The sequence below is a fragment of the Paraburkholderia pallida genome (genome assembly GCF_004524855.1).
GTDB lineage: Bacteria > Pseudomonadota > Gammaproteobacteria > Burkholderiales > Burkholderiaceae > Paraburkholderia > Paraburkholderia oxyphila.
Window position 1 is genome coordinate 154,772 of the sequence record NZ_CP038150.1, and the last position, 23,974, is coordinate 178,745.

At 62.5% G+C, this 23,974-nt stretch carries 19 protein-coding genes; 14 read left to right on the plus strand and 5 right to left on the minus strand.

Translation table 11 applies throughout. The features are described 5' to 3' along the window. Positions 1-48: 48 nt before the first annotated feature. The 3 genes from E1956_RS27415 to E1956_RS27425 are packed head-to-tail and all read right to left on the minus strand — an operon-like array spanning position 49 to position 3,720. Positions 49-768, minus strand: coding sequence for a PepSY-associated TM helix domain-containing protein (locus tag E1956_RS27415; RefSeq protein ID WP_134755150.1), 720 nt, complete (start codon positions 766-768; stop codon positions 49-51). After that, positions 765-1,448 carry a Fe2+-dependent dioxygenase gene (locus E1956_RS27420; protein ID WP_134755152.1) on the minus strand — a complete coding sequence of 228 codons (684 nt, stop codon included), beginning with the start codon at positions 1,446-1,448 and terminating at the stop codon, positions 765-767. The genes E1956_RS27415 and E1956_RS27420 overlap by 4 nt, the downstream gene beginning before the upstream one ends. Positions 1,449-1,497: 49 nt before the next feature. After that, positions 1,498-3,720 carry a TonB-dependent receptor gene (locus E1956_RS27425; protein ID WP_134755154.1) on the minus strand — a complete coding sequence of 741 codons (2,223 nt, stop codon included), beginning with the start codon at positions 3,718-3,720 and terminating at the stop codon, positions 1,498-1,500. A 557-nt stretch (positions 3,721-4,277) separates the two neighbouring features. Here E1956_RS27425 and E1956_RS27430 point away from each other — a divergent pair. Then, positions 4,278-4,526 (plus strand): hypothetical protein, encoded by a 249-nt coding sequence (locus E1956_RS27430; protein WP_134755156.1) that lies wholly within the window; start codon positions 4,278-4,280, stop codon positions 4,524-4,526. A gap of 23 nt (positions 4,527-4,549) precedes the next feature. Here the strand turns inward: E1956_RS27430 and E1956_RS27435 are convergent, their stop codons facing one another. Further along, entirely contained in the window at positions 4,550-5,452 is a 903-nt protein-coding gene (locus E1956_RS27435) for a LysR family transcriptional regulator (RefSeq protein ID WP_134755158.1), read from the minus strand. A 166-nt stretch (positions 5,453-5,618) separates the two neighbouring features. Here E1956_RS27435 and E1956_RS27440 point away from each other — a divergent pair, with 166 nt between their 5' ends. From E1956_RS27440 to E1956_RS27460, 5 genes are all read left to right on the plus strand, one after another. Continuing rightward, positions 5,619-7,406 (plus strand): adenine deaminase C-terminal domain-containing protein, encoded by a 1,788-nt coding sequence (locus E1956_RS27440; RefSeq protein WP_134755160.1) that lies wholly within the window; start codon positions 5,619-5,621, stop codon positions 7,404-7,406. Between the two features lie 95 nt (positions 7,407-7,501). After that, positions 7,502-8,212, plus strand: a complete 711-nt coding sequence (locus tag E1956_RS27445; protein WP_134755162.1) for a YczE/YyaS/YitT family protein — start codon at positions 7,502-7,504, stop codon at positions 8,210-8,212. Positions 8,213-8,420: 208 nt separating this feature from the next. Continuing rightward, positions 8,421-9,503: a porin gene (locus E1956_RS27450; protein ID WP_418789336.1), complete on the plus strand. Its 1,083-nt coding sequence runs from the start codon at positions 8,421-8,423 to the stop codon at positions 9,501-9,503. Positions 9,504-9,768: 265 nt separating this feature from the next. After that, a complete protein-coding gene (locus tag E1956_RS27455; RefSeq protein WP_134755164.1) occupies positions 9,769-11,355 on the plus strand; it encodes an amino acid permease in 1,587 nt (528 codons plus the stop codon). A gap of 134 nt (positions 11,356-11,489) precedes the next feature. After that, positions 11,490-12,758: an NAD(P)/FAD-dependent oxidoreductase gene (locus E1956_RS27460; protein ID WP_134755166.1), complete on the plus strand. Its 1,269-nt coding sequence runs from the start codon at positions 11,490-11,492 to the stop codon at positions 12,756-12,758. Positions 12,759-13,533: 775 nt separating this feature from the next. Here the strand turns inward: E1956_RS27460 and E1956_RS27465 are convergent. Beyond that, entirely contained in the window at positions 13,534-14,454 is a 921-nt protein-coding gene (locus E1956_RS27465; protein WP_134755168.1) for a LysR substrate-binding domain-containing protein, read from the minus strand. Between the two features lie 146 nt (positions 14,455-14,600). Here E1956_RS27465 and E1956_RS27470 point away from each other — a divergent pair, with 146 nt between their 5' ends. The 8 genes from E1956_RS27470 (at position 14,601) to E1956_RS27505 (ending at position 23,963) form a co-directional block, all read left to right on the plus strand. After that, entirely contained in the window at positions 14,601-15,647 is a 1,047-nt protein-coding gene (locus tag E1956_RS27470) for a DUF1338 domain-containing protein (RefSeq protein ID WP_134755170.1), read from the plus strand. A gap of 1 nt (position 15,648) precedes the next feature. Further along, positions 15,649-18,618, plus strand: coding sequence for an FAD-binding and (Fe-S)-binding domain-containing protein (locus E1956_RS27475; protein WP_134755172.1), 2,970 nt, complete (start codon positions 15,649-15,651; stop codon positions 18,616-18,618). 69 nt (positions 18,619-18,687) lie between these two features. Further along, on the plus strand, positions 18,688-20,187 hold the full coding sequence (gene amaB, locus E1956_RS27480) for an L-piperidine-6-carboxylate dehydrogenase (protein WP_134755174.1): 1,500 nt from the start codon (positions 18,688-18,690) through the stop codon (positions 20,185-20,187). A gap of 114 nt (positions 20,188-20,301) precedes the next feature. Further along, positions 20,302-21,498, plus strand: a complete 1,197-nt coding sequence (locus E1956_RS27485; RefSeq protein WP_134755176.1) for an aminotransferase-like domain-containing protein — start codon at positions 20,302-20,304, stop codon at positions 21,496-21,498. Positions 21,499-21,832: 334 nt separating this feature from the next. After that, positions 21,833-22,267, plus strand: coding sequence for a hypothetical protein (locus tag E1956_RS27490; protein WP_134755178.1), 435 nt, complete (start codon positions 21,833-21,835; stop codon positions 22,265-22,267). A 36-nt stretch (positions 22,268-22,303) separates the two neighbouring features. Continuing rightward, positions 22,304-22,492 carry a ribbon-helix-helix protein, CopG family gene (locus E1956_RS27495; RefSeq protein ID WP_134755180.1) on the plus strand — a complete coding sequence of 63 codons (189 nt, stop codon included), beginning with the start codon at positions 22,304-22,306 and terminating at the stop codon, positions 22,490-22,492. 136 nt (positions 22,493-22,628) lie between these two features. After that, on the plus strand, positions 22,629-22,973 hold the full coding sequence (locus E1956_RS27500; RefSeq protein ID WP_134757835.1) for a zinc ribbon domain-containing protein YjdM: 345 nt from the start codon (positions 22,629-22,631) through the stop codon (positions 22,971-22,973). A gap of 60 nt (positions 22,974-23,033) precedes the next feature. Continuing rightward, positions 23,034-23,963 (plus strand): MBL fold metallo-hydrolase, encoded by a 930-nt coding sequence (locus E1956_RS27505; RefSeq protein WP_134755183.1) that lies wholly within the window; start codon positions 23,034-23,036, stop codon positions 23,961-23,963. The last annotated feature ends 11 nt before the right edge of the window (positions 23,964-23,974 follow it).

Here is a 23,974-nt window from a genome sequence, read left to right on the forward strand (position 1 = left end):
CGGCGTGCTGGCCGGGCCACGAAAACGAGCCACGACAGCAACCCGCGCTCAGGCGAGCCCCACGCACACGGCCACGACGATCGAGCCGATCAGCAGCACGGCGCCCACGGTCTTGCGCTTGTTCAGCTCGGTCCAGAGTAGCACGCCCGTGAGCGAGAGCAGAATCAGCGCGCCCGCGAAGCTGTCGATGAACAGCACCCAGCCGATGCTCATGCCCACGCCCTTGTGCAGATTCGTGAGCGTCGCGAGCAGCGCGTTGTCGTTGCGCTTGAGCGTGAGGTGATCGTTGCCGGCCCAGTACTCGACCGTCACGCTCTCCTGAGGCGACGAGAACATCATCTGCCAATGCTCGGGCTGCACGACTTTGCGATCGCCCCAGGCCACCGTGTGCGCGGGCTCTTTCTGGACGCGACCCATGCGCGCCGGCAGCTTGAGATCGGCTTGCGACCTTAGCCACTTCACCATCTCGCGCGGCGTCTCGGGCGCGGGGCTGGGCACCGCGAGCTCGAGCGTCGAAACCTGCGGCGCGCCAGCCGGGATATGCAGCGGCCCGGCGCGGTGGTTGAGCACGAAGCCCGTGGTGCCGAAAAGCAGGCCGAGCGCCGCGCCCCAGAGCCCCACCCAGCCGTGCACCTTGCGCAGCCACTTGATGAAATTCGCGCGGCGCGAGCGTTTTGTGCGTTCGGTGCGTTCGGTGGACTCGTCGCGTGCTTCGGCATCACGGCGCGTGCGCGGCGCATCGATTTCGGCGGTGCCGGTCAGGCTCATGTTTCGCTCCAGAGTCGCAGAAGATTGTGATAGCAGCCCACGAGGCTGCGGCGCGCGCTGGCGTCGGCGTCGCTGGCGTTCAGCCGCTGGATGGCGGTGTCCATGTCGAACAGCAGCGCGCGTTTGGTGTCGTCGCGCACGAGGCTTTGCACCCAGAAGAAGCTCGCCACGCGCGCGCCGCGCGTGACCGGCTTCACCTGGTGCAGGCTCGTGGCCGGGTAGACGATCAGGTCCCCGGCCGGCAGCTTCACTTCCTGCACGCCATAGGTGTCCTCGACCACGAGCTCGCCGCCGTCGTATTCGTCGGGCGAGGAGAGGAAGAGCGTGACCGACACGTCGGTGCGCAGCTTCAGGCCATTGGGCAGCACGCGCACCGCGCCGTCGACATGGCTGCCGAACGTCATGCCGCCTTCATAGCGGTTGAAGAGCGGCGGATACACCTGGTTGGGCAGCGCCGCGCTGATGAAGAGCGGATGGCGCTCGATGGCCGCGAGCACCACGTCGCCGAGCTCGCGCGCGAGCGGCGTGTGCTCGGCGATCTGCTGATTGCGCTTGACGGGGGCGCCGGACCATCCGGCCGTGGCGCGGCCATCCACCCAGGCTTCGCCTGCGTGGTCGAGCCGCTCGCGCAGCGCGCGCACCTGCTCGGGGGTCAGTACGTTGGGGACGTGGATCAGCATCGTCTGCTTCCCTGGTTCGTTGCGTGTTGCATGGTCACAGCCGGCTGTTTCAGAACCGGTAATCGGCCGTCGCGAGGAACGTGCGGCCGATACCGGGCACCGAACGCCCGCCATCAGATTGAATGAGGGCGTCGTAGTAGAACTTGTTGGTGAGGTTCAACAGGTTCAGGCGCACGTCCCACTTCTTCTCGTGGTACTCGGCCATGGCATCCCAGCGCGTATAGCCGCCCGTCTCCACGTAGTTCGTGTTCGCCGCATAGCGCGAGGACATGTAGGTCGGCCCGCCGCCAATTTCCCAATGCGGCGTGAACGCATAGGTGGTCCACAGCGTGAAGGTGTTGCGCGGCGTGTTGGCCGGCGTGTGCCCCTGGGTGCCGTCGAGCGCCTTGAGCGCCACGCCGTCCATGTACGTGTAGCCCGCGAACACCTGCCACTTGTCGGTGATGTGGCCCGTGGCGCCGGCCTGGAAACCGCGCACGCGAATGTCGCCTTCGAGCGTGTATTCGCCCGTCGAAGTCTGCGTGCGCGCGTTGTCCATCTCCTGCTGGAAGAACGCCGAGGTCACCGAGAGATTGCCGCCGAGCAGGTCCCATTTGCTGCCCACTTCATACGACTTCGTGTGCTCGGGCGCGAGGTTCTGCGTGTTGTTCGTGACCGTGAGCGCCTCGAGCGACGGGTCGAACGAGGTGCCGTACGAGAAGTAATACGACTGCCAGTCGGTGGGCTGCCAGATCGCGCCCGCGCGCACGCTCGTGAAGGTATTGGTCTGGTCCGCATAGGACGGCGCACTGACCGTGTTCGCGATGTGCGCCTGGAAGCGATCCCAGCGCACGCCGCCAATGAGCTTCCAGTGCTCGCCGATCGACATCGTTTCGTTGATGTACGCCGCTATCGAGGTCGCGCCCGATTCCGCGTGATTGCCGACCGTCTGCGTGACGTTCGATGGCGTCGGAATGTAGACGGGATCGATGAGCGAGACGATCGGCAGGTTGTTGCGCGTATAGGCCTGGTTCGTATAGCTGTCGTGGCCGACCTCCACGCCCGCGATGATCTCGTGCTTCAGCAAGCCCGTGTTGAACTTGTATTGCGCCATCGTATCGTTGTAGATCGAGTGGTTCTCGATCACGCGGTCGTGGCTCGCGAGCTTCACATAGAGATCGGCAAGCGGCAGCGTGGTGTAGTTGCCGTTGCTGAGCGCGGTGCTCGACGCGAGCGGGCCGGTGAGCACGGCGCCCGCCGCGGTCTCGCGCGCGTCGGTGAGCGAGTGTGAGAACTGCGTCTGGTTGCTGATCTTGAACTGGCCGCTGAATCTGTGATCGATGCGCGCCTGGACCGTTTGCACGTCCTGGATCGTGCGGTCATCGGTGAGGCCGTAATACGTGCTCTTCGACGGCGCGAACGGATGACCGTTGATCGACTGCACGCCGTAGTCGGGCATATCGTAGTTGTGCTGAATAAGCGCCGAGAGCGTGATTTCCGTGGGCGTGCCGATGCCGAAGCGCAGCTCGGGTGCAAAGCCGTAGTCTTTGTTCTTCATCTCGTCGCGCGTCGAGCCCATCGACTGGCCGAATGCATTCAGGCGGAACGCCGCGTGGTCGCCCAGCGGGCGGTCCACGTCGAGCGTCGTGCGATAGCGGTCGTCGGTGCCGAGCGTGGCCGACACTTCGGTGAGCGGCTTGAGCGTCGCCTGCTTGGTCACCTGATTGATCACGCCGCCCGTCGAGCCGCGTCCGAACAGCATCGAAGAAGGGCCGTAGAGCACTTCGATCGACTCGAGATCGAAGGTGTCGCGATAGTACTGGTTGCGATCGCGAAAGCCGTCGAGGTAGATGTCGTTCTGGGCCGTGAAGCCGCGCAGGTTGATGTTGTTGCCGATCTGCCCGCCTTCCGCGCCGCCGATCGTGATGCCCGGCGCGTTGCGCAGGGCGTCCTGAAACGAGGTGGCGCCTTGCGATTGCATCACCGCCTTGTTGATGACCGTGACGGTTTGAGGAATGTCGCGCAGCGCCGTGGGCGTCTTCGCGCCAACGGTCGACGTTTCTGCCTGGAAGTCCTGAACAGGGGCGTGGCCCGAGACGGCAATCGCGGGCAGGGTGGCGTTATCCGTTGCAGGGCTCCGGCTTGCCGGCGTGGCCTGGGCCTGCTGGGCGGGTGGCGGCGTGACGGCGCCGCCGGAGGCCGCGGCAGGCGCGCTTTGCGCGAGCGCGGACGAAGCAAAAGGTACGGCAAAAGCCAGCGCGAGCGCACTCGCGAGCGGCGTCCTGTTCAACATGGGGTCCCTGTGCAAGGAAAAACCCGGGCGATCGATAGCGCACGAATGGCGCGAAAGGCGCGGGCGGGTTGGCTGGCGGGGCCGCCCCAGATGCACGGGGAAACGACACTAAGCTGGCTGGTTCTGTTTAAAAGCGTCCCGGCAGTTCTGCAGGAATGAGAATCGATATCATTCCATATGCTCTGAAGTCTTTCAATCGGAACGGGGAAATTTCAGCAACATTTCGGGCTTTGGCCGTCATCGCCGTTGTATTAATGAAAATGTAATTATATGAATGGTAAATGTAATTTAAAGCGCTTTCTTCTAATGTATTTGGCGCGGTGCAGCGCAACGCCGGCGGCATCGCTTGTCAGATGAAACGCGCCGCCTATACTTTTTCCATTGCCCTGAAGATGGCTGAGGAGGTGATCACCCGAACGAAAGAAACGATAGACATCTGAGCGCCGGGAAAAAAGCGGTCATGCCGCGAGCGCGCGCTGACGTTTCGCCCGAATGGCGAGCGCAGTGCGATGACGGTGGCATAGGCCGGCCGATGGCAACCCTTAGGGAGGGGCTCCATGATGACCTTGCTCGACCAGGAAATTGCACACATCACTCGCGCGGTGCGGTTCTCTTTGTGCAGACCCGCCGATGAAACTGTCCTGCCGGCCGCGTATTGGCGCCGGCGGCTCAATCAGTTGCTCGCTTCGCAGCACCTGACCAAGGCGCAGCTGGCGGCGATCGACTCGCTGCTGAGCGAACTGGACAGCCATGAGGTTCACAACGCCGCGAGCCGGCGTAGCGGAGGGTATGCGGGGAGCCACTAACGCAAAGCCCGGCCTCGCGGCGCTCAAGCGCTCATCGAACCCAATACGTTCATGATTTCCTCGGCGAGCAGCAGGCTCGCGAGGCCCCGTCCGTGCTTTTCGCGCCGCACGAGCGAGAGCACGTTCTTGCTGAAGGCACGATCGCGAATCTGCCGGTAGGTGAGCACCTCCTGGCGATACTCCTCCGCAATGTCGTACTTGCTGAGAAAGGCAATGCCTTCGCTCGCGGCGGCGAGGCGTTTCATCGTCTCGATCGAATTCGTGCGGAAGGCGGGCTCGACGCTGAGTCCCGCCTCCTCGAAGGTATCGGCAACGATGCCGTGAATCAGCATGGAGCGATCGGCGAAGATGAGCGGATAGGAAGCGCAGTAAGCGAGCGGTATGGACTCCATGCGCGCCAGCGCGTGCTTCGGCGAAATCACGGCGCCGAGGCTCGTGTCCATTTCCCAGAGGCTTTCGAGTTGAGGCGAGGGCGGCAGGTTGAAACCGAGCCCGAGATCGGCCTCGCCGCTCACGAGCGCGTCATGAATCTCGCGCACCGACATCACGCGGATCGAGATCTTGATATGGGGATGATGCGCGCTGAAATTGGCCGCCGCGGTGGAGGCGATGCCGCTCGCGAGGCCCGTTACCGTGGCGATGATGACTTCGCCCTTTTGCAGCGTCTTGAGATTGCGTATCTCGGCTTCGACCTGGCGGTATTCCGACATGGTCTTGCGCACATGGGCCAGCAGGATTTCGCCTGCCGGCGTGGGCCGCAGCCCGCGCGGCAGACGCTCGAACAGGGGCTCGCCAATTTCCTCTTCAAGCAGCAGCACGTGCTTGTTGACGGCGGAGGCCGCGACATGGAGCTTTTCGCCGGCGCCGCGGATGGACCCGCACCTTGCGACCTCATCGATATAGCGCAGCGTTCGTGAATGCAGCATGTCCGCCTGTCTCCGCTGGTTTCTTATGGTCGGCCCATCGTACTCGAAAAGCGTACGCTCCGTGCAAAAAACACTGCTTTTTAGTTACGGTGATTTCGGTTTTCATTACCCCAGTCGCGATCGCCGGCGAGTGGGGTCCGACAAAAAATCAGCCTCGAACTAATTGATGAAAGTGAGACTAGCCATGTACCAGGAAGTCAGCGAGAGAAACGCCAGTGCAGCGGGCCAACGCGACCAGGTCGCCACCCACTACGACCAGGTGAGGGCGATTTTCGACGTGCTCAACGGTAAAAAAGAAGCCGACCTGCTTCTGAAGAACCTGAATATCCTCGATGTCCACAGCGAGACGGTCTATCAAGGATCCATTCTCGTGTACAACAAGCGCATCGTTGCCCTGAATCCCGACGAGACGGCCATCAAGGTGCGCCAGGTATTCGACGGTGAAGGCCTTTATGCCATTCCCGGCCTGATCGACGCGCATATCCATTTCGATGCGCAACTGGCTCATCCGGCGGCGTTTGCCGAAGCCATCGTGCCGTGCGGCACGACCACCATCTTCTCCGAATGCCTCGACTTCGTGAGCGCCGCGGGCGCGGAAGCCGTGGAGGCCACCGAGCAGCTATTCCAGAACCACGAACGCTTGCCTTACCGCGTGTTTGCGTTTGCGCCCGGCAAGAAAACGTCGGTGGCGGTGACCGACGCGCTGTTGAAGATGGACCCGGTGATCGGCCTCGGCGAGCTTGCGCACCTCACCTACAGCAAGGGCAACGACGACGATTTCCGCAAGTCGGCGCTGGGGCGCGCGAAGGCCGGCTTCATGAATACGCACTGGGGCGTGACCACGCTCTCGGACATGATGCTGAACTACATGCCCGCGATTGGTGCGTTTGCGAATCACGATGTCTGGAAGGAAGACGACATCGAAAAGAGCGTCCGTTACGGCCTTCAAACGCAAATCAAATTCGGCGTCGGCAGCAGCGAGGTCATCAAGATCATGTTGCGTGCGATCGTCAAGCGCAAATGGCCCGCCGAGAATTTCCAGCTGTGCGCCGACAACATTTCGGTCGACCGCCTGCTGACCCAGGGCCACATGGACTGGATCGTTTCGCTGTGCGCGGAGATGGGCATCGAGCCGATCAAGGCAATCAAGATGGCCACGCTGTACACGGCGCGCGCCTTCCGCATGGACAACAAGTTCGGCTCGCTGACGCCGGGCCGCTTCGCCGATATCGTGCTGACCGACAGCCTGTCGAAAATCAATCCGCGTTTTGTCTTCAAGGACGGCGAGCTGGTTGCCAAAGATCGCCAGCTCCTCAAGCACGCCGATATCGATTATTCCAGCATGGCGAAAAAGCCGGTTCCCGGTCTTGCCGATTTGACGCCCGAGCAACTGGACCTCGTGCCGCTGGAAATCTCGGCCGACGGCAAAGAGGCGAAGGTGTACCTGTTCGACGTCTATGGCCGCGGGCATGAAAAGTTCTACCAGGAAGTGTGGGTGCCGCTGCGTGACGGCAAAGTCGTCCCGGAACTCGCGGGGACGCGGCTCAACCGCATCTCGGTCGTGCAACGCTATGCCGACGGCAAGCGTCATGTGGTCAACGGCCTGTTCAAGGGCGTGTCTATCGAGCGCGGCGCCGTGGCGACGTTCTGGCCGGCGCCCAAGGCCTACTTCGTCGCGGTCGGAGAGGACAGCGCGGAGATGTGCCATTGCCTGCAGCAGGTGGACAGCTATGTGGGCGGCTGCATCGTCACCGAGGACAAGGCGGTCAAGGCGGTGCTGCCGCTGGACATCTATGGCGTGATGGCCAACATGAGCCTTTCGGAGTTGCTCGCCGCGACCCGCGCCATCGACGCGGCCCTGGAAACGCTCGGCAACCGCAATGAGGGTGAACCCGTGGTCAACAAGCTGCTGACCTTGTTCATCTCGCTGGACCGCTTCGGCTTCATGGTCTAAGGCCGGCGCCGCTGGAGGAGACACGGGTGGACGCCCCAGTATCGGAAGGGGCGTCCAGTACGGCATAAAAGCAGGAAGACAACGAAGGGAACGTCATGGCGCATCACGAAAGGGAAGCTGAAGTCATCGATACCGGCAGCCTGAAACGGCGCTGGGCCACTTACATCATGGGCATTTACATCTTGACCATGGGGATCAGTCTCGCTATCCGGGCGGGCATAGGCATCTCCCCGCAAAGCAGCCTGACCCGGACGATGACCCTCGTGTACAAGCCGCTGAGCCAGGGCACGTACAACTTCATGCTCGAGTTGTTCATGTTGTTCCTGACCTTTCTGGTCTTGCGCAAGGATTTCAAGCCGAAGCACTTTGCGTCGTTGATTCCGGCATTCGTGCTGGCGACGTGCCTCGATCTCAACTTGATGCTGACGCGCTCGATCGGCTTTCAGGACTATCTGCCGAAATTCGCGTTGCTGGCGGGCGCGGATGCCTTGCTCGCCTTCGGCCTGTTCCTGATGATCCGCGCGAATCTTGTGCTCATGCCGATCGACATGTTCGTCAATTCGGTTTTCGAGCGCACGGGATGGCGGTGGGGCGACATCAAGACGGCCTTCGACTGCACGCTGCTGCTCATCAGCGCAACGATCGGCTTCATATTCCTTGGGAAACCTGAATTCATCCGGGAAGGCACCTTCATGAACGCCATTCTGGTTGGACAGTACATCAAGCTCTACTTCTTCCTCTACAAGAAAATGAAGAGCGCCATGACGTCGTATCAGCAACGCGCGCTCGAGCATCGCACGAACTAGCGCCTGCTGCCGAGGGTTCGAAGGTCGCCCGCCCTGGCCGGAGGTGCCGGGGGCGACCCTGCACGCCCCCCGCTGACTCACGAACGTCTGACCACTCGCGAGTCGCGTCTGCCGCCTGGCCGCAAGGCCTGCATCGAATGCCTGATTCGAGGCGTCAATCATGACGCTGGCACGCGCTCGTCCTTTAAATAGCCAAAGAGACCATGCCATGCTGATGCAAAGTGCCGGTATTGCTACGCCCAAAAAAATCTGCAGCGTTGCTGCGACCTTCGCCATGATGCTAATGAGCGCTCACGCCTGCGCACAATCGAGCGTGCAGTTGTACGGGATCGTCGACGCGTGGGCCGGCTACTTGCGGATTCCCGGCCAGTCGGGTGCCGCCGAATTGGGCGGGGGCGGTCTGTCGACCTCGTTCTGGGGATTTCGCGGTCAAGAGGACCTGGGCGGCGGTTATAAGGCCATGTTCGTCGTGGAGGGCTTTTTCCGTCCACAGAATGGCCAGTACGGCTCGTTCAATGGCGACCCGATGTTCTCGCGCAACGCGTATGTGGGCATTGCCTCTCCCTATGGGGCGTTGACGCTGGGGCGCCAAAGCAGCCTGCTCTATTTGCAGTCCGCACAATTCAACCCGTTCTACGCCTCATTCACGTTTTCGCCGACCATCAACCAGCTGTATTCCGCTTTGGGTACGTACCCCGGTTATCGTACCGATCAGGGCATTCCTGGCGGTACATCGTGGAGCAACGCGATCCAGTATGCGACGCCCGATTTCAGCGGCCTGAACGCCCACGTGATGTACGCGTTCGGCAATCAGGCAGGCGACGACGGCGCCAAGAAATTCTCCGCACAGGCAACCTATACGCGAGGCCCGCTCGCGATCGGGGCGACTTACCAATACCTGAATTTCAGCTCCACGCCAGGGGACCTCGGCAACTTGCTGCGCGGCTTCCAAAGCCAGACGGCGCTGCAATTGGGCGCTTCGTACAACCTGAACTTCGTGAAGCTCTATGGCGAATACACCTATACCGGTAACAAGCTGCTCGTCAGCAGTTTTCACGTCAACATGCTGGAGGGCGGCCTGGCCGTGCCGGTGGGGGTGGGCAGCATCCTGGCGGCGTACGCGTGGTCGAGCGACAACAGCAATCTGGACCAGACGCGGCAGACCGCTACGCTGAGCTACGACTATCCGTTCTCCAAACGTACCGATGTCTACGTCGGCTATATGTACGACCACGTTTCCAGGCTCTCTAGCGGGACGACCTGGGGCGCTGGCATTCGAACGCGTTTCTGAAACGAGTTGATGATGAAGATGCATTAACTAGTTCCGAAATGTCGTTTGGCGTTTCATCTCCTGAATCAATACACTCTGTCCCGCGTCGAGACCTGTGCCACCCACAGCCGGCGTTCTTTCGGCCGCAGGGCTTATCGCGGGCGGCCGGCCCCACGATGAAGGCGACACGCACGTCGGCCGGTTCAGTGCGTTCATGCCGCTAGCGGGTGGGAGCAGAACCAGACGTGCGTCGTCCTCTGAGACAAACAAGGAGACAGCGCACGTCATGCGTTCACAACCCGACAATCCATCCCCGAGCTCATCCGGTTCCGGTTCACGATCGAAGGCCCCCAAGCTCCATCGCGGACTGCAGGCGCGCCATCTGCGCATGATCGCCATTGGCGGGTCCATCGGCACGGGCCTGTTCGTTGCCGCGGGCGCCTCCATCTCGCAGGCGGGTCCCGGGGGCGCGATGCTCGCGTACATGGTGATCGGCTTGATGGTCTATTTCCTGATGACGAGTCTCGGCGAGATGGCGGCATTCATGCCCGTGTCGGGATCGTTCGCGGCCTACGGCGCGAAATTCGTCGACGAAGGCTTCGGCTTTGCGATCGGCTGGAACTACTGGTATAGCTGGGCCGTGACCATTGCGGTCGAGCTGGTGGCCGCGCAGCTCGTGATGCACTACTGGTTCCCCAAGATCCCGGGCGTCTGGTGGAGCGCGCTCTTTCTCACGCTGATCTTCGCGCTCAACGCCTTGTCGGTGCGCGGCTTCGGCGAGGCCGAATACTGGTTCGCGTTGATCAAGGTGGTGACGGTCATTGCGTTCATCGGTGTGGGCGTCCTGATGATCTTCGGCATCATGCAGGGCGGCCCCAGCAACGGCTTCGAAAACTTCACGATCAAGGACGCGCCGTTCGTCGGCGGCTGGGCCTCGATGCTCGGCGTCGCGATGATCGCGGGATTCTCGTTCCAGGGCACCGAAATGATCGGCGTGGCCGCGGGCGAGGCGGAAAACCCGAGCACGACCATTCCGCGCGCGGTGAAGCAGATCTTCTGGCGCATCCTGCTGTTCTATGTGCTGGCGATTTTCGTGATCGGCATGATCATTCCCTATACCGATCCGAACCTGCTGAAAAGCGACGTGACCGATATTGGCGTGAGCCCGTTCACGCTGGTGTTCCGTCACGCGGGCCTCGCGTTCGCGGCTGGCGTGATGAACGCGGTCATCCTGACCGCCGTGCTGTCGGCCGGTAATTCGGGCATGTATGCGTCCACCCGGATGCTCTACAATCTGGCGGTCGAAGGCCGCGCACCGAAGCTGTTTGCGAAGGTCTCGGCGGGCGGCGTGCCGCTCAACGCGCTGTACGCAACGACTGCCGTGGGCGCGCTGTGCTTTCTCACGTCGCTCTACGGCGACCAGACGATGTACCTGTGGCTGCTGAATCTCTCGGGCATGGCGGGCTTCATCACGTGGCTCGGTATTGCGATCAGCCACTACCGGTTCCGCAAGGGCTTCCTGAAGCAGGGCTACCGCCTCGAGCAGCTGCCGTACCGGGCCAAGCTGTTCCCGTTCGGCCCGATTCTTGCGGCCGTGCTGTGTTCGGTCGTGACGGTCGGCCAGGACTATCAGGCTTTTCTGGCCGCCAAGATCGACTGGGTGGGGGTGGCCGCGACCTATATTGGCTTGCCGCTGTTCTTCGTGGTCTGGTTTGGCTACGCGATCGTGCGCAAAAGCCGTCTGGTGCGTTACGAAGACATGGAGATCGCCCCTTGGGTCGAGCGCCATGCGAAGAGCCAGTTCGGGACCGCATCGAGCGAGAGCCACGCGGGCTATATGAACGCCCAGCCGAAGGTGGCGCCGGACGCATGATCACGCGCGCCGGACGATGACCATTGCACCGGCGCAGCGCTTTAGTGCTTGCGCCGGTGCATTGCAACAAGGATGCGAGGCGGCTGAGCCGAAGCGCCCGCATCAGATTCACCGTTTTTTTGAAGCCAAATCGCATGCAAAACTTCTACGAATCCACCGTTACTCGCCAGCCTTACCCGCAACTGAGCGGCAAGGTTGACGCGCAGGTCTGCATCATTGGCGGCGGCCTTGCGGGCCTGAACACCGCGCTTGGGCTCGTTGAGCGCGGCGTGCGCGACGTTGTGGTGCTCGATGGCGAGCGCGTCGGCTTTGGCGCATCGGGCCGCAACGGCGGCTTCGTGTTTGGCGGCTACAGTCTCGACAATGGCGACCTGCTCAGCACGCTGGGCGCGGACAAGGCGCGCCATCTGTATGGCCTGACGATTGACGCTGTAGATCTGATTCGCGCGCGCATCGCGCGCTATGGCATCGATTGCGATCTCGTCGACAAGGGCGTCATGCTGGCGAACTGGTTCGACGATCAGTCGAGGCTCGATGGATTGCGCTCGCTGATGAAGCGCGATTTCGGCGTCGAATGGGAGCCGGTGGCGAAGGACGCACTGCGTGCACGGCTGAAGACCGCGCGCTATCACGGCGGGCTCTTTGAACCGAACGCGTTTCATTTCCATCCGCTCAAGTACGTGCTTGGCGTGGCGAATGCCGCGGCGCAGGGTGGCGCGCGCATTTACGAGCAATCGCCGGCACGGTCGATCGAGCGCGAGGGCGCGGGATTCGTTGTGCGCACACCTAATGGCACGGTGACGGCCAAGGATGTGGTATTCGCGTGTGGCGGCTATGCGCGCGGGGTCGTGCAGCGTATCGAGCGCGCGGTTCTGCCGATTGCGACTTATGTGATTGCGACTGAGCCGCTTGGTGCGCGGCTTGCTGATGCGATTGATGCACCTTATGCGGTTTATGACACGCGGTTTGCGTTTGATTATTATCGGCCGCTGAAGGACAGCCGTATTTTGTGGGGTGGGCGTATTTCGGTGCTCGATCGTGGGCCGGAGGCTATTGCGCGGCTGCTCAGGCGCGATCTCGTGCGTGTGTATCCGCAGCTGGCGGATGTGAAGGTCGAGTACGCCTGGGGCGGGTTGATGAGCTATGCGCGGCACAAGATGCCGCAAATCGGGCGCGATGGGGATGGTGTTTGGCACGCTATCGCGTTTGGGGGGCATGGGATGGCGCCTACTACTGTTGCGGGTGAAACGCTTGCTGATGCGCTGGCGATGGGCCAGGCGGTGCCCGAGGGGTTTGGGGCGTTTGGGTTGACTCGGACATTTGGGATCGCTGGGCTTGCTGCTGCGCAGCTTACTTATACTGCGTTTCAAGCGCGTGATGCGATTGCTGCCTATCGGAATTGATATGTGCTTTTTTGCCTTTGGCCTTAACTTGTATTCGCGGCGGGCCGCAGGCGTTGCCCCTGTGCGGGGCGGCACCTACTTTTCTTTGCCGCGGCAAAGAAAAGTAGGCAAAAGAAAGCCGCTCACACCGCCAGTGTGACGCAGTTCACCACTCGACTTTTAGCGGAGCGGCTCCGGGGCGTCTGTCACCACTCGCCGTCAACCGGAGTGACTAAGGGCTCATTCATCCGGCGGCGCTGCGCGCGCCGTGGGGCATAACCAAAACCAGTGGGATGCACGCGTTTTCGTAGGACTCCGGCATATTCGCTCGGTGGCTCGCCCATGCGTTCGCCAGCCAGCACGTCCGTGCATTTACTATTCAGCACTCCGACGCATTTACCGGAAGAACCTCAGCGCATTTTCCGATCAGGACTCCCGTGCATTTGCCGGTCCGCACCTTCGCGCACTTACCGGACGGCACCTCCAGCGCATTCGCCTGCCAGCCCGCTTGGTTTTCCTTGCATACCCTTCCGCCCGCGCGTAGCGCGTGGCGGGAAGGATGAGTCCCTTGTCACTAAGGCGGAGTGTGCGAGGAGACGGATGCTCCGGAGCCGCTCCGATATACAGGGCAGTGGGGGACTGCGTCACACTGGCGGTTTGAGCCGCTTTCTTTTGCCTACTTTTCTTTGCGGCTGCAAAGAAAAGTAGGTGCCGCCCCGCACAGGGGCAACGCCTGCGGCCCGCAGCGAAAACAAGTTAAGGCCAACGGCCAAAAAAACCGGCTAGCGAACCGCGTTCACGGTTCCAAACCAGCATAAGCGCCAGCCTGCTCCAGCAGCCAAATTCGAAATGCCTCAAGCGGTTTCCCATGACTAAACTCCGTAGGATAAACAAGATAATAAGCCGCATCCGAACTGCCATTAACCGCGGCAGCAGGCGATTCAAAGGGAATCACGAGCCCGAGGTGCTTGAGTTGCCCCTCAACAAGAAATCGCGGCACAAGCGCGACCCCAATCCCAGCCGCCGCCCCGGCAGTCAGCATGGTATGCAACTCATACCGAACACCCTGCATCGTGGCATTATCCTCAACCCCCAGCGCAGCAAACCATTGGCTCCACCCATGAGGCCGCGTAGTCGAATGAAGCAACGGATAAGCAAGCAACTCATGCGCCTTCTTGATCGGCTTCTTCAACAGCGCAGGCGAGCAAATCGGCACCACTTCCTCACCAAACAGGTAATCGGAAGTCGTCCCAGGCCAGGTAGGCTTCCCGTAATGAATCGCCGCCTCAAAATGCGACTCATCGAACGAGAAAGTATCCGTCCGCACGCCCATATTGATCCGCACATCGGCATTACGGTCGTTGAAGTCCTTCATGCGCGGAATTAACCACTCGGAAGCAAAGGTCGGCAAGACCGCCAGTTCCAGGTAGCCGCCGCCGCTGCCGTGCGCGACGATCGAGAGCGTGTCCTTGTCGAGATTCTCCAGCGAGCGGCGCACCTGCATGCCGTAAAGCTTGCCCGCGCGCGTCAGCATCACGCGCTGCTTGGCACGCACGAACAGCCGCACGCCAAGGCCCGATTCGAGCGTGGCGATCTGCCGGGACACGGCGCTCTCCGTGAGAAAAAGCTCCTTGGCGGCCTGGGTGAAGCTCTCATGCCGCGCGGCTGCTTCGAAGGCAATCAGCGCGCTCATGTTGGGGAGCCTGAATTTGCGCATGGTAGTTCCAAAAACTCATCGACTGCCAATTTTATGTCACTTTACGGCGGGCGTGGCGTTTTGAATAATTTATCCATGCACTGTATGGGATCGATTCCGTCCCATGCCCCAATTAGCTGGAATTCGCTGTGATCCGGGAGATGGCAATGAGAAATTCGAATGTTGAAAGCCTGTTGCAGGGTTTGCTCGGTGCGCAAAAGACCGATCGTCTCTTTGCGACCCTCAATACCCCCGCGCTGCTGCAGGAATGGGAAGAGGGCGTCGTCACGCGCGCCGAACTGGCCCAGGCGATGAACATGGCATTGTTCGAGGACCTGCTCGAGCGCTCGCCCAATGGCCGCAACTACACCAACGACGCAATCGCGCAGGGTGGTTCGGTGTACTTCGACCATGGCGCGCTGCGCACGGTGCGCTGGGCGCAAAGCGGCGCGCTGCCCCCCGGCGAGGCCGCGTTCACGCGCATCCTGCTGCCGCTCGGCTTCAAGCTCAATGGCCGCTATCCGCTGGACAAGCTCGGCATGACGGGCCGTGCCTATGTTCATGAAGATGCGCCGGACGAGATCGCCCAGTTCTTCGTGAGCGAGCTGCATCCGGAGCGCTTCTCGAAGGCGTTTCAGCAGGCGGTGTCCAATGTGCTGAGCTCCTCGCGCGATCCGCTTACGCCGCTCGCCGTCTCGCAGCTTGCCGAGCTCGCACGCGATGGCTATCTGCCGATCGAAACCGCGCGCGAGCTGCTGCCCGTGATCGTCGGCGCGTTTTCGCGTCAGCACGATGCGCCCAGCGTCAATGACTACGAGGCGCTGTTGGCCGAATCGGCCGAAATGGCGTGGATCTCGACCGAAGGCAATGCGTTCAACCATGCGACCGACCGCGTGGCCGATGTGTTCAAGCTCTCCGACGACGAAAAAGCCAAGGGCCGGCCGATGAAGCCGGACGTCGAGCGCTCGCGCTCGGGTCGCGTGTTCCAGACCGCCTATCGCGCCGATATCGTGCTGCGCGAGCTGCGCCAGAACGATGGCGCCATCGTGATGCGTGAAGTGCCGGGCTCGTTCTATGAATTCATCACGCGCAAGCGCACCTTCAATCAGGCCACGCGCCAGTGGGAAACCGATCTGCGCTTCGACGCGGGCAACGCCACCGGCATCTTCAAGATGACCGCCAACACCGCCAATACCGCTGCGGCCGGGAAGTAAAGTGAAAGCCGCCACACCGTTTCAGGCCAGCGAGCCGTTGCTGCAAGGCGTTCAAGCCGATCTCCACCGCACGCTGCGCGGCGAAGTCCGGTTCGACGCGGGCTCCAAGGCGCTCTACGCCTCGGATGCTTCGAACTACCGGCAAATCCCGCTGGGCGTCGTGGTCCCCGCCGACGTGGAGGACCTCGTTGCCGCGGTGGCCGTGTGCCAGCGCCACGACGTGCCGTTCCTGACGCGTGGCGGCGGTACCTCGCAAAACGGTCAGTGCGTGAACGTGGCGGTGGTGGCGGACGCCAGCAAGTATGTGAACCGCGTGGTTGCCGTGGACCCGGTCGCGAGGACCGCGATCGTGGAGCCCGGCGTCATTTGCGACTCGCTGCGCGATGCCGCCGAAGTCCACGGTCTCACGTTCGCGCCCGATCCGGCCACGCACAGCCGCTGCACGCTCGGCGGCATGATCGCGAATAACTCGTGCGGCGCGCATTCGGTCATGGCGGGCAAGACGGCCGAGAACGTCGAGGCGCTGGAGGTCCTGACCTACGACGGCGCGCGCTTCTGGGCCGGCCCGACCAGCGAAGGTGAGCTGGACGCGATCATTGCCGAAGGCGGCCGTCGCGGCGAGATCTATCGGCGCCTGCGCGAGTTGCGCGATCGCTACGCGGACTACATTCGCCGCGAGTTTCCGCAAATCAAGCGCCGCGTCTCGGGCTTCAATCTCGATCAGTTGCTGCCGGAGAACGGCTTCAACGTCGCGCGCGCGCTCGTGGGCACCGAAGGCACGTGCGCGATCACGCTGCAGGCCAAGGTGCGGCTCGTGCATAGCCCGGCATGCCGCGTGCTGCTCCTGCTCGGCTTCAAGGACATCTACGTGGCGGCCGATGCCGTCCCGCACTTCACGCGCTTCAATCCCATCGCCATCGAGGGCCTCGATCGCGGCATCGTGCGCGGTCTGCAGGCGCGCGGCCTCAAGAGCGAGGAAATCGCGCTGCTGCCGCGCGGCGACGCGTGGGTCGTGCTCGAGTTCGGCGCGGATTCGATGGAGGACGCGACACGTCAGGCCAAAGCGGCGGAGCGCCATTTCCTCGCGGGCGAGGCGGGCCCGGACGTGACGGGCTTCGTCGTCACGGAGAAAGTGCAGCAGCAGAAGATCTGGTCGATTCGCGAGACGGGTGCATCGGCAGTCGCGCTCTCGATCGATCCCAACAAGCCCGACCCGATGGTGGGCTGGGAAGACGCCGCCGTCGATCCCGAGCGGCTGGGCGACTATCTGCGCAATTTTCAGGCTCTCGTTGACCGCTACGGTTACGAGACCTGCCTGTACGGCCATTTCGGCGATGGCTGCGTTCACGCGCGCATTACCTTCGATATCCGCACGCCCGAAGGTGTCCTCAAATGGCGAGGATTCCTGCGCGAAGCGGCGCAGCTCGTGGTGGACTTCGGCGGTTCGCTCTCGGGCGAACATGGCGACGGGCAAGCCAAGGCGGAATTCCTGCCGATCATGTACGGCCCCGAGATCATGCAGGCGATGGAGGAGTTCAAGGCGATCTGGGACCCGGCGAATCGCCTGAACCCCGGCAAGGTCGTCAACGCCTACCGGGCCGACGAGAATCTGCGCATGGGGCCGTCGTACAAGAGCGTCAAGCTCACGACGAAGCTGACCTTCGAAAGCCCCGAGGGCGACGGCATGCAGCGCGCGGTCGAGCGCTGCATCGGTATGGGCAAGTGCCGGTCGCTCGACGGCGGCACGATGTGCCCGAGCTTTCGCGCCACCCGCGAGGAGCGCTTCTCCACGCGTGGCCGCGCGCATCTGTTCTGGGAAATGCTGCAGGGCGAGGTCATCAAGGACGGCTGGAATAGCCAGGAAGTCAAGGAGGCGCTCGACGCATGCCTCGCCTGCAAGGGCTGCAAGTCCGATTGCCCGACGCATACCGACATGGCCTCGTACAAGGCCGAGTTTCTGTCGCACTACTATGAAAATCATCGCCGACCGCGCCAGGCGATGTTCATGGGGAGAATCGGACAATGGGCACCTTGGGCGAGCCGTTTCCCGCGGCTGGCGAACTTCGCGATGTCTGCGCCTCCGCTGGCCCGCATCGGCAAATGGGTCGCGGGCGTGGCCGCGCAGCGCGAGCTGCCGGCTTTCGCGCCGAAGACGTTCAGGGCGTCGCACGGTAAAAAGCGTGCGGCACCGGGTGCCGTGAGGAAGGCCCCTCGCCAGAAGGTGATCCTCTGGGTCGACACCTTCAACGATCATTTCTCGCCGCAGGTTGCGGCGGCCGCGATGGAGGTGCTGGAGCGCATCGGCTATGACGTGGTGCTGCCGCGCAAGCGTCTGTGCTGCGGACGGCCGCTCTACGATTACGGCCTGCTCGATGAGGCGCGGGCGCTGCTGTCCGGCATCGTCGAAGAGCTCGCCGACGAAGTCCGCAGCGGCGTGCCCGTGGTCGGGCTCGAGCCGGGCTGTCTCTCGGTGTTCAAGGACGAGTTGCTCAAGCAACTCCCGAATAACGACATTGCACGGCGGCTTTCGCAACAGAGCTTCCTCTTTTCGGATTTCGTGGCGCAAGCGCAATTCGAATGGCCGGCGCTCGATGCGGATGTGATGGTGCACGGGCATTGTCATCAAAAGTCGCTGTTCGGCATGAAGGGCGAAACCGCCTTGCTGGGCAAGCTGGGCGTGCGCTGGACGCTGCTCGACACCGGCTGTTGCGGCATGGCCGGCTCGTTCGGCTTCAACGCCGACCACTACGATTTGTCGATGAAGATCGGCGAGGACAAGCTTTTGCCACTCGTGCGGCAAGCGCCGCGCGAGACGCTGGTCGTGACCAATGGCTTCAGTTGCCGCGAGCAGATCGCGCAGGGCGCCGGACGTCACACGCTGCATATCGCGGAGCTTGCATTGCGCGCGCTCGCACAAGGGAAATCAGGGCAACTCGAACGTGTGTCCGCATGCGCTGAGGCAACGGCGTAAGCGCCGCCGATCGAGCCAGGCATTCGGTAACGTCAAAATTTCGAATCAGAATTATCAAGAGGTCATAGCATGAAAGCATCGAGCATACTCAAGGAACTCGGCATCGCCCATCTGGCGGAAGCCGGCGATATCGCCGTTCATTCGCCGATCGACGGCGCACTGATTGGCCGCGTTTCGAGCGAGCCGGCCGCCAACGTCGATGCATTGCTCGACAAGGCACAGGCCGCATTCAAGGTCTGGCGCAACGTGCCGGCGCCCCGCCGCGGCGAACTTGTGCGCATCCTCGGCAACAAGCTGCGCGAGAAGAAGCAGGCGCTCGGCAGCATCATCACGCTCGAAACCGGCAAGATCCTTCAGGAAGGCCTGGGCGAAGTCCAGGAAATGATCGACATCTGCGATTTCGCCGTGGGTCTCTCGCGCCAGCTTTACGGCCTGACCATTGCATCGGAGCGGCCCGGCCATCGCATGGCGGAAACGTGGCACCCGATGGGCGTGTGCACGGTCATCTCCGCATTCAATTTCCCGGCGGCGGTGTGGTCGTGGAATGCCGCGCTCGCGCTCATTTGCGGCAATGCCGTGATCTGGAAGCCTTCGGAAAAGACGCCGCTCACCGCGCTCGCGGTTGAAGGCATCCTCCAGGAAGCGCTCAAGGAGTTCGGCGATGCACCCGAAGGGCTGACGATTCTGATCAACGGCCGGCGCGAAGTCGGCGAAAAGCTCGTCGCCGATCCGCGCTCGAACATCGTCAGCGCGACCGGCAGCACGGAGATGGGCCGCGCCGTCGGCATCGAAGTGGCGCGCCGTTTCGGCCGCTCGATTCTCGAGCTCGGCGGCAACAATGCCGGTATCGTTTCGAATACCGCGAACCTCGAGCTCGCGCTGCGCGGCATTCTCTTCTCGGCCGTCGGCACGGCAGGCCAGCGCTGCACGACGTTGCGCCGGCTGTTCGTGCACGAGAGCATTTACGACAAGACGGTCGAGCGCCTCAAGACACTTTATGGCAAGGTGTCGATCGGCAATCCGCTGGAGCAGGGCACGCTGATGGGCCCGCTCATCGACGAGCAGTCGTTCGGCCGCATGCAGGCCGCGCTGGAGCAGGCGAAGGCCGAAGGCGGAAAGGTGTTCGGCGGCGAGCGCCACATCGTGAGCGGCAACGAGCACGGCTTCTACGTGCGTCCCGCGATTGTCGAGATGCCGTCGCAAACGGACATCGTGCTCACGGAAACCTTCGCGCCGATTCTCTACGTGCTCAAGTACAGCGATTTCGACGCGGCCATCGAGGCCAACAACGCCGCTCACCACGGTCTCTCGTCGTGCGTGTTCACGACCGACCTGCGTGAAAGCGAGCGCTTCCTTTCGGCCAGCGGCAGCGATTGCGGTATTGCGAACGTGAACATCGGCCCGAGCGGTGCCGAGATCGGCGGCGCGTTCGGCGGCGAAAAGGAAACGGGCGGCGGTCGCGAATCGGGCTCCGATGCGTGGAAGGGCTATATGCGCCGCGCGACCAACACGGTGAACTACTCGTCGGCGTTGCCGCTCGCGCAGGGCATCGATTTCAACATCGACTGAAATCGCCAGGCACTGCTTCTTAATGTAGTTCGCACCGTCCGGAGTTTTTGCGCCGGACGGGGCACAGCCCCTGTTTCGACCCACTGCGCTTTCCGACCTCTCTCGAGCGACGCCATGTACGAGTTCACTTCCCCGTTTCAGCAGCCCTCGGGCTCCCCGATTCGCGAGCTTTTCAAGTATCTCAGCGAGCCGGGCATGATTTCGTTCGCGGGCGGATACCCGGCCAGCGATCTGTTCGATGTCGAGGGCCTGCGCCTCGCCGGGGAGCGCGCTTACGCGAGCGCGGTTCAGTGCCTCCAATATGGGCCGACCGATGGTCTCGCGACATTGAAGCGTCAAATCGTCGATCTGATGAGCCGGCGCGGCGCATCGTGCGAAGCCGACGAGGTCGTGGCGACCACGGGCTCGCAGCAGGGGCTCGATTTGCTGCTGCGTGTGCTCGTCGAGCCGGGCGACGTCGTGCTTACCGAGGAACCGGCCTACCCGGCGACGCTGCAGGCGTTCAGATTGCAGCGCGCGCGCATCGTGGCCGTTCCCACCGACGCGCACGGGATTCGGGTGGACGAGCTTGCGGCGCTGCTGGAATCGGGCGCGTGCGGCAAGCCGAGCCTGTTGTACACGGTGCCGACCTTTGCCAATCCCACCGGCGCGACGCTGGCCGCCGAACGCCGTCGCGCGCTGCTCGCGCTGGCGGTCAAGTACCGTTTCGTGGTGATCGAAGACGATCCCTATGGCGACTTGCGCTTTGCCGGCACGCCGTTGCGTTCGCTGCTCGCCGAGGCGGAGCAGGTGGACGGCGCGCGCAACTGGGTCGTGCATTTCGCGAGCCTTTCCAAGATCGTGGCACCGGGCCTGCGCGTGGGCTGGATGGTTGGCCCGCGCGAAATCATGAGGCGCTGCGTGATCGCCAAGCAGACGGTCGATCTGTGCAGTTCGCCGTGGACCCAGGCGGTCGCGGCCGAATACCTCGCGGCTGGCGCGCTCGAGCAGCATCTGCCGAAAATCACGGCGGCCTATGGCGTGAAATGCCGCGAACTGTGCTCGGCGTTGCGCGAGCAGTTGGGGGACGCCATCGAGTTTCAGCAGCCTGAAGGCGGCATGTTCGTGTGGGCCCGACTGCCGGGAATCGACGCATCGGACTTGCTCGCGCGGGCGATCGAGCAGAAAGTCATCTTCGTGCCGGGCAAGGCGTTTTACGCCGATGCCGCGGATCGTGCCGCGTTGCGGCTCTCGTTTGCCGCCCCGGATGTGGAAGCGATCAGGGAAGGCGCGCGTCGAATGAAGCGGGCGTACGAGCAAGCGAAGGGATAGACGGCGCGCGATGTGCGTGCGCCGGAAAACGCAAAGGCGCTTCGTTCGCGATGAACGAAGCGCTTTTTTTTTGCTGATGCGCGGGTGCTAGCGCGCCAAGTGCGGCTTCAGTTACCCCTGTGCCATGCCTCGTACAAATCTTGTCCCTCTTCGCGCGCGCGGTGGTGGACGAGCCGATGACCGTGCGCGCGCCACCACGGCGCGTGCAATCGCACAGCCCCTGCATCACTCCCGCCACGTTTACACAGAATTCTAAGATGATTAACATATAATTACACCTTGACCGGGCCGGAGGCTCGTCGTGCTGGGTGACGGGCATAGCGGGGGAAGGGGCATGATTGATGTGGATGTTCCATTGCTGACGCACGAAAGCAAGTGGATACGCTTGCGCGACGCGTGCGGCGAGCGCGGGCTCGTTGCCGTGGGCGTTGGCCCGGCAGGCGGGCGCGGGTTCCAGTTACTTGACCGCTTTGCGGCGCTGGGCGACCAGCTCGATGCCGCGGGCGTGAACCTCGTCTTCGTCTATCCGGCGCAATCCGCCCGCCACGTCCAGGATCCCCTTTCCGCGCTAGCCGCGCGCTACAGGGGCAAGCCTTGCCTCCTGCTCGACATGGCCGGCGTGTTCTTCGGCCACGCATTGCCGCCTCAAGCGCTGCGCGTCAAGCGTTTCGACCGGCAGATGACCTGCATCGAGACGGTCACGATTAGCGCGCGAGAAGCCGGCTGGGATGTATCGCTAGGCGAGTTCCTCGCTAGCGCGCTTGTATAATTTGATTAACCTGTCCGGACCCGAAAGACCTGCGTGATGGAAACCAAAAGCGCCCGACTGACGATTCTGATCGACCCCGCAAAGAAGGCGGCATTTGAAGAGCTGTGCGCCGCACAGGATCTGACCTCTTCACAAGTCGTCCGTCAATTGATTCGCGATTACCTCGCGCAGCATGGCGTGACCTACAAGACGAAGAGCACCGTTGGGCCGCGCACGCGCCGGTAAGTCCGATCAAGTCCGCACCGCGCGGCTTGCTGAACCTGAAACGCCGGTTGCCGAGGCCGCGACGCACACGCGGCGTACCCGACCATCCGTCGACAATCACCGTAACAACCGCCTTCAACAGGCGTGAGAATTGACCATGAACGCATTACCCCCGTGCCCGCAGTGCCATTCCGAATTCGTGTATGAAGACGGTGCCGCCTATATTTGCCCGGAATGCGGCCACGAATGGACCGTGGGCGCCGAGGCCGCGACGGCGGAGCCTGCCGCAAAGGTCTATCGCGATTCGGCGGGCAATATTTTGCAGGACGGCGATACGGTCACTGTCATCAAGGACCTGAAATTAAAGGGTTCAGGCGGCGTGATCAAGATGGGCACCAAGGTGAAAAACATTCGCCTCGTCGATAGCGATCACGACATCGACTGCAAAGTGGATGGCTTTGGCGCGATGAGCCTGAAATCGGAGTTCGTCAAAAAGGCGTGACCGGCGTTCGGGTTTTCCGGTCAGCTGTGGCAATCACCATTTGCAAAAGGATGGATCAAGATGAGTCACGTTCCCGGACAACCCGCTTCTCACGTAGCCATCGCGCGCGCCGACTTCGGCCGCGTTTCGGTTTTGTTCGGCGCGAAGAACGGCAAATACCCCGACGGTAACCAGGTGCTCATTCGCGGCTCGGACACGCGCGCCGCCTTCGACACGCCGCTGGTCTCGAACCACATCGGCGCCGAGTTCGACGCGACCGAGCTGGTGGTCATGGGGCACGTGCATGAAGATCATATGGCCGGACTGCACCGCATTCCTCGCGCCGCCGTCCATGTGCATGAAGCCGATTTGCCGGCCATCCGCAGCTGGGACGGCATGCTCGCCGCCTATGGCACGGGCGTGAAGGACGTTGGGGCGTTGCAGGCGATGCTCGAGCGCGACTTCTTCTATGCGCCAAGGCCGGACGCGCAAGGCTACGTGGACGGCGCGTGCTGGGAACTCGGTCAGTCGCGCATTCGCGCCTTCCATCTGCCGGGTCACACCGCCGGCCACTGTGTCTTGCTGGTCGAGCCCGAGGGCGTGGCCTTTACGGGTGACATCGATCTGACTGGCTTCGGGCCTTACTATGGCGATAGCTGTTCGAGCCTGCGCGATTTCCGCCACAGCCTGGCGCGGCTGCCCGATATTCCGGCGAAAGTCTGGGTCACCTCGCATCACCGGGGCGTGTACACCGACCGCGAGCATTTCTTGCGCGATCTCGCCGCGTTTGCCGCCAGGATCGACGAACGCGAACAGCGGCTGCTGGCATGGCTGAAGGAGTCGCCCAAGACGCTGGAGCAACTGGTCGAGCAAAGGCTGCTGTATCCACCCGGCTATGAAAACCCGTGGGTGGTCTCGGCCGAGACGCGGACCATTTCGCAGCATCTGGCTGAACTTGTGGCCGATGGCCGGGTCAAGGTGGATGAGGAGGGTGTCTACCGGCTCGCATGAAAGCGGGTAGG